Origin of the sequence: Salibaculum halophilum (genome assembly GCF_002094885.1) — a bacterium.
GTDB classification, from domain to species: Bacteria; Pseudomonadota; Alphaproteobacteria; order Rhodobacterales; family Rhodobacteraceae; genus Salibaculum; species Salibaculum halophilum.
Map to the genome: position 1 here is coordinate 1 of NZ_MSIT01000050.1, position 6554 is coordinate 6554.

At 72.0% G+C, this 6554-nt stretch carries 4 protein-coding genes and 1 pseudogene; 4 read left to right on the forward strand and 1 reads right to left on the reverse strand.

Annotated elements, in window-relative coordinates; translation table 11 throughout:
* The 3 genes from BU124_RS14290 to BU124_RS14300 form a co-directional block, all read left to right on the forward strand.
* The coding region (locus BU124_RS14290) for an energy transducer TonB family protein (protein WP_143530023.1) at positions 1–383 on the forward strand (383 nt) is incomplete at its 5' end.
* A gap of 69 nt (positions 384–452) precedes the next feature.
* On the forward strand, positions 453–1457 hold the full coding sequence (locus BU124_RS14295) for a hypothetical protein (RefSeq protein WP_084864242.1): 1005 nt from the start codon (positions 453–455) through the stop codon (positions 1455–1457).
* A gap of 490 nt (positions 1458–1947) precedes the next feature.
* Positions 1948–3240: an O-acetylhomoserine aminocarboxypropyltransferase/cysteine synthase family protein gene (locus tag BU124_RS14300; protein ID WP_084864243.1), complete on the forward strand. Its 1293-nt coding sequence runs from the start codon at positions 1948–1950 to the stop codon at positions 3238–3240.
* Between the two features lie 10 nt (positions 3241–3250).
* Here the strand turns inward: BU124_RS14300 and BU124_RS14305 are convergent, their stop codons facing one another.
* On the reverse strand, positions 3251–3973 hold the full coding sequence (locus BU124_RS14305) for an SIMPL domain-containing protein (protein ID WP_179141942.1): 723 nt from the start codon (positions 3971–3973) through the stop codon (positions 3251–3253).
* Positions 3974–4150: 177 nt separating this feature from the next.
* Here BU124_RS14305 and BU124_RS14310 point away from each other — a divergent pair.
* A pseudogene (locus tag BU124_RS14310) lies at positions 4151–6554 on the forward strand (hypothetical protein); the annotation flags it as partial.

Consider the following 6554-nt stretch of genomic DNA (forward strand, 5'->3'; position numbering starts at 1 on the left):
CCAGCCCGGCGCAACCGGAACAGGCCGCCGCCGGACACGACACCGGCACGACAGCCGGGCCCGACGCCGCGCCGGCCAGCCAGGGCGCCAACGCCGACGCCACGCGCCAACTGATGGCCCAATGGGGCAGCGGCGTGCACCGCGCCATCGCGCGCCGCAAGGCCTACCCGCATGGCACCCGCGCCAGCGGCACCGCGCGCATCCGCCTGACCCTGACAGGCGACGGGCAACTCGCGGCGCTGGGCGTGGCCAGCAGTTCCGGAGACGCGGCCCTCGATCGCGCCGCCCTCGATGCCGTCCGCGCGGCGCGCTATCCCGCCGCGCCGAAGGCACTGGGGGCCGGGCCGCACAGTTTTACCGTGCCGCTGTCGTTTCAGCCGTGACGGCAGGGCCTTTCGCGCCCCTGACCGTGCACCTATAGTCCCCGCGACGGGGCAACGGGCGGGACGGCCATGACCGGTACGGCGGACAGCGCGGCAGACTTCGACATCGTGCTGGTGGGCCAGCGCGGCCGCCTGCAATACGAAGCCCTGCTGCTGGTCACCTCGCTCCGGGCCATGGCGCCGGATTTCGCCGGCACCGTCTACGTGGCCGAACCCCAGCCCGGCCCGCTCTGGCCCAACGACCCGACCATGTCGGGCGAGATCCGGGCCGCCCTCGCGGCACAGGGCGCCACGCTTTTGCCCTTCGAGACCACCGCCTTCGGCCATGCCTATCCCCAGGGCAACAAGATCGAGGCGCTCTGCGCCCTGCCCGCGGGCCGGCCTTTCCTGTTCCTGGACAGCGACACGCTGATCACCGGCGACCTGTCGCGGCTGGCCGCGGATTTCTCCCGCCCCGCCGCCTCGATGCGGCGCTCAGGCACCTGGCCCGAGGAAGAGCTTTACTGGCCGGGCTACACCGCCACCTGGAAATCGCTCTACGACAAGTTCGGCCTGACGGGCTTCGCCGACACGCTCGATACCGGCCAGCCCGACGAATACTGGCAACGCTATCTCTACTTCAACGCGGGCTGGGTCATCGGCCCCGACGCCCCCGCATTCGGCACCCGCTGGCGCGACTGGGCCGTTGAGATCCGCGACGCCCCGCCCGACGAACTCGTCCTGCAATCGCTCGACCCCTGGCTGGACCAGGTGGCGCTGCCGCTGGTGATCCACAGCTTCGGCGGGGGCCGCCCCGGCCCCGACCTCGCCGGCCTCGACGGCGATCTGACCTGCCATTACCGCCTGCTGCCGCTGCTCTACGCCCGCGAAAGCGACCGCGTCGTGCAAGTCCTCGAAGAGGTCAGCGCGCCCAACAAGACCAAGAAGCTGCTCAAGCAATACGACCCGTTCAAGCGGATGATCTACCAGGGCCGGGGGCGGAAGGTCCGCGCCCTGTTCGACCAGGACAACCTGCCCAGGCCCGAACGCAAACTGCGCAACCGCATCAAGCGGGAAGGCTTCTGGATGCGCTGAACGCCGGGCCGGTCAGGGGGGCCGGCCCCCCGTCGCGCGTGCCGCGCGACTCCCCCCCGCGGTATTTTTCACCCAAAGAAGCGTTCAGGATTGATTTACCTTGATGCGCGAACGTAGGCGCGCGGTACAGGCTGCGGAGCCGATGACCGCACCCGAAGAAGCCCCTCGCCCATGGCGCCAAGCGACCCCCTGGGCGAGGGCACCCGGGTCTTCGGGGTTCAAATACCGCGGGGGAGTCGCGCTTGCGCGACGGGGGCAGCGCCCCCGACGTGCGCCGGCCCGGGCGCCAGCGCCGGTGCGGCGCGTCACGCCGCCGTCCGGCCGAATGAAAGCGCGCGGAAGCGCTCCTTTCGGCAACCGCCCCGTTGGAACGGGCCCGGCGATGCGGCCCGGACGACGAAACACCTGTCCTTCTCCGTGCCGCCCGCGTTGAGCCGTCCGGAAAACCGGCCTAGGCTCGGGCGCACAATCTCAACGGAGGACAGGACAGATGAGCGACGACCCCAGCTACGGCTTCGACACATTGCAAGTGCACGCGGGCGCCCGGCCGGACCCGGCCACCGGCGCGCGGCAGGTGCCGATCTACCAGACCACCGCCTATGTCTTCCGTGATGCCGATCACGCCGCGGCCTTGTTCAACCTGCAGGAGGTCGGCTACATCTACTCGCGCCTGACCAATCCCACCGTGGCCGCCCTGCAGGAACGCATGGCGGCGCTCGAGGGCGGCGCGGGCGCGATCTGCTGTTCCTCGGGGCACGCCGCCCAGATCCTCGCGCTGTTCCCGCTGATGGGGCCCGGCAAGAACGTGGTCGCCTCGACCCGGCTCTACGGCGGCACGGTCACGCAGTTCAGCCAGACCATCAAGCGGTTCGGCTGGTCGGCCCGGTTCGTGGATTTCGACGACGAGGAGGCCGTCCGGGCGGCCATCGACGACGACACCCGCGCCATTTTCGGCGAGGCCATCGCCAACCCGGGCGGCTACATCATGGACGTGCGCGCCATCGCCGATATCGCCGACGCGGCCGGGCTGCCGCTGATCATCGACAACACCAGCGCCACGCCTTACCTCTGCCGCCCGATCGAGCATGGCGCCACGCTGGTCGTCCATTCCACCACCAAGTTCCTGACCGGCAACGGCACCGTCACCGGCGGGGCCGTCGTCGATTCGGGGACCTTCGACTGGGCGGCCTCGGGCAAGTTCCCCTCGCTCAGCGACCCGGAACCGGCCTACCATGGCCTGAAGTTCGCCGAGACCTTCGGCCCGCTGGCCTTCACCTTCCACGGTATAGCCGTGGGCCTGCGCGATCTGGGCATGACCATGAATCCGCAGGCCGCCCATTACACGCTGATGGGGATCGAGACGCTGTCGCTGCGCATGGACCGCCACGTCGCCAACGCCCAGAGGGTCGCCGCCTGGCTGGAGCAGGACGACCGGATCGAGGCGGTGACCTTCGCCGGGCTGCCAAGCTCGACCTATCATCACCGCGTCGCCGAGGTCTGCCCCAAGGGCGCGGGGGCGCTTTTCACCGTGGCAGTCAAGGGCGGCTACGAGGCCTGCGTCAAGCTGGTCGACGCGGTCGAGATCTTCAGCCACGTGGCCAACCTCGGCGACACGCGCTCGCTGATCATCCACTCGGCCTCGACCACCCACCGGCAACTGACCCCCGAACAGCAGGAGGCCGCGGGCGCCGGCCCGAACGTGGTGCGCTTCTCGATCGGGATCGAGGATGCCGACGATCTGATCGCCGACTTGGACCAGGCTCTCGCCAAGGCCACGGCCTGAGCGGGGCGCGTTACCCGGCCGGCCGGATAGCGTAGGTCACCACGACGCTGGCCGACAGCGTGATCTCGCCCGGCGCCAGCGGCACGTCGGCCCGGGCGGCGGCGGGGCTGGCCTCCATCATCATGGGGCCGCCCCGCAGCGGGCTGTAGCCGCCGGCGCCCTGTTCGCTCAGCCGCAGCATGTCGCCCAGCGGCACGCCCCCCGCCTCGGCATAGAGCGCGGCGCGCCTTTGGGCGTCGTCCACGGCCTTGCGGCGGGCCGCGTCCTCGTGCGCCCGGGGGTCCTGCAGGCCGAAGCTGACACCGGAGAGGGTGTTGGCACCCGCGTCCACAGCCGAGGCGATCAATCCGCCCAGCCGATCCAGGTCGGTCACGGTCACCGAGACGGTATTCACCGCCCGATAGCCGGTGACCTTCGGCGCCCCCGAGACCAGTTCCTCGCCGTGGATCGGGCTCAGCCGCAGCGCACCGGTCTGGATGTCCGCCCGCGCCACGCCCTGATCGCTCAGCATATCGAGAACGGCCCGGATCGCGCGGCTGGCCTCGTCCAGGGCCGCGCCCGTGGTCTTCGCCTCGGCGCGCACGGCCAGGCGGACCGTGGCCATGTCGGGCGGCACGGTGACCTCGGCCTGTCCATTGACGGTGATCGTTCGGGGGCTGTCCTGCGCTTGGCCGAGGCTGCCGAAAAGGGAGATGGTGAGCGCCAGGAGCGCAAGGCGGATCATACGGGGCATGGGTTGGTCTCCTTTCAGTCGGGTATGGGCCAGTTTGGGGCCAGTATGGCGCGACTCCGCGCCGGCGTGCGCGGGTTTTCCGCCCCGGCGCTTGGCCTTGGCGGAACCTTGCTGTAGCGTCCCGCGCAACCGCGGCGGGGCATTTTGCCCCGCCGCCCGTAATGGTAGTCGGCTGGCATGAAACCAAACTTCGCCCTGTCCCTGTCCTTTGAAGGGTTGCGCCTGATGCATCGCGCGGGCAGCGGCTGGGCGCTTGTCGGCGAGGTGGCGCTGGACGACGCCGACCTGAACGGCGCGCTGACCCGGCTGCGCGCGGCCGCCCTGCGGCTGGAACCGGACGGCATGGCCACGAAGCTGCTGATCCCCGATGCCCAGATACGCTACCTTGCGCTGGACGGCACCGGCACCGACGAGGACGAAGTGCGTGCCGCGCTGGACGGGGCAACGCCCTATGCGCTGGCCGATCTCGTCTACGATTACTCCAAGGGGGGTGGCCGGACATATGTTGCCGCCGTGGCCCGCGAAACCCTCGACGAGGCCGAGGCCTTTGCCGCGGAACACGGGTTCAATCCGGTCAGTTTCGTCGCGGTGCCCGACCCCTTTGCCTTTGTCGGTGAGCCGTTCTTCGGCCCGACCGGCGCGGCCGGGGACCAGGAGGTCACCCGCGACGACGAACCGGTGGTGGTGATCGGGCACGCCCCGATCGACCCCGACGAGATCGCGCCCGAGGCCTCGCTGGAGCCGGCAGACGAAACCGGGGCGACGGCGCGGCCGGACGCCGCGGACACTGACGCCATCGATCCCTCGCCCGGGGACACTGCCCAAGAGGACGTCGTATCGGCCCCCGTCATCCCCGCGGATGAGGCTGAGGCCGCCCGCCCAGAGCCGCACTGCGATGCGGATGATCCGGACCCGGCGCCGGTGCAGAATGCGCCGCCGTTTTTCGGCACACGCCGCGCCGCCGCCCCGGTCGACCCGGCCCCGGACAGGCCCGGGCCGCCAAGGCTCACGGCGCCACGGGCAGAACCGCACCCGGAAAATAATGACGAGGACGACACCGGGGAGGCGCCCGCGGTCTCGTTCGGATCGCGGCGCGGTGAGGCGCCACTGGTGGCCATCCCGACGTCCGAGGACGCCGCCCCGCCACCGCTGAGTTTCAACCCCGGCGCGGGGTCGGCCCCGGTGAACGGCCCGGCAGAGGATCTCGCCGCCACGCTGCCCGATGACGCCGCGACCGCCCCGCCGTTGAAGGCGGACCGGTCGGCCGACGTCCCGCGGGACACCGCTCCGGCGCTGGCCGCGTCTCTGACCGCGACACCCGATCCGGCCCCGGCTACCGAGACGGCGGCCCCCGCGGCCGAAAACGACACCGCGACAGGCCTGTTTCGCAGTCGCCGCAAGGCCCCCAACCCACAGGCGCCGATGGACGAGAGCGAACGCCTGACGATCTTCGGGGCGCGCAAACCGCCCCAAAAGGTCGGGGGCAAGCCCCGCTTCCTCGGCCTGATCCTGACGGCACTGCTCATCCTGTTGCTGCTGGCCGTGGCCGCGCTGGCCGCGCTGAACGACGAGGCGATCGCGCGCTGGCTCGGCTGGGACGCGGCACCGGTCGAAACCGCCGCCGCCCCGCCTGCACGGCCCGCGATGGAACCCGGAACGCCGCAGGCCCCTGCCTCGGGAAGCAGCGCGCCGGCGGTTCCGCTACCCGAGGTGCCCGCCCCGGTAACGGCGCCGCCCGCGCGGCCCGACCCCGGCGCGCCCGCCTCGGCGCAGCCACAGGTGCAGAGGGATACACCCGCCGCACCGGACGATGTTGCGCCCGAAGACACTCCCGCCGAGGCACCGGCCGACCCCGACGCGCGGGCCGATGCCCCGGACCCGACACCGCGCGCCGCGGCCGCGGGCACGGTCCTTTCCCCGGCCGAGGCGCAGCGGATTTATGCCGCCACCGGAGTCTGGCAGCGGGCGCCGCGCATCCCCGACAGCCCGAGCGGTCAGGCCTTCGAGGAGATCCCCGTCTCGGAAGCCTTCGCCACGCCCGAACCGCGCCCGCCGCGCGGCCTGCCCGCGGGCACCGCGCAGGACGCGGTTATCGCGCGGCCGCCGAACCCGCCCGCCCCGGACACCGAGTTCGCCTTCGGCCCCGACGGCTTTGTCGTCGCCACGCCCGAGGGGGCCCTGACCCCGGACGGAATCCTTGCCTTCGCCGGGGCGCCGCCGCTGTCGCCGCCACCGCGCCCGGGCACCGAACCGCCCGAGCGAACCGTCCTGGACCAATTGGCCGGCATCATCCCCGATGCGGCCCCCACGCGGCCCGACCCCGAGGATCAGGTCATGGTCATTGCCGCCCGGCCGCTGCTGACACCGCCGGTGCGGCCCGGCACACAGCCGCCCGCCGCCGAACCGGAGAGCGCGGATTCCCCGTCCGAGGAAGGCTTGGCCGTTATCGCGGGGGCCCCGCCGCTGGTGCCACCGGTGCGCCCCGACACGCCGCCGCCCGCCGCGGCGCCGGCCGACGAGGGGGGAACCGTGGATCTTGTCGCAGGCCCCCCGCCGCTGGTCCCGCCGGCGCGGCCCGAGG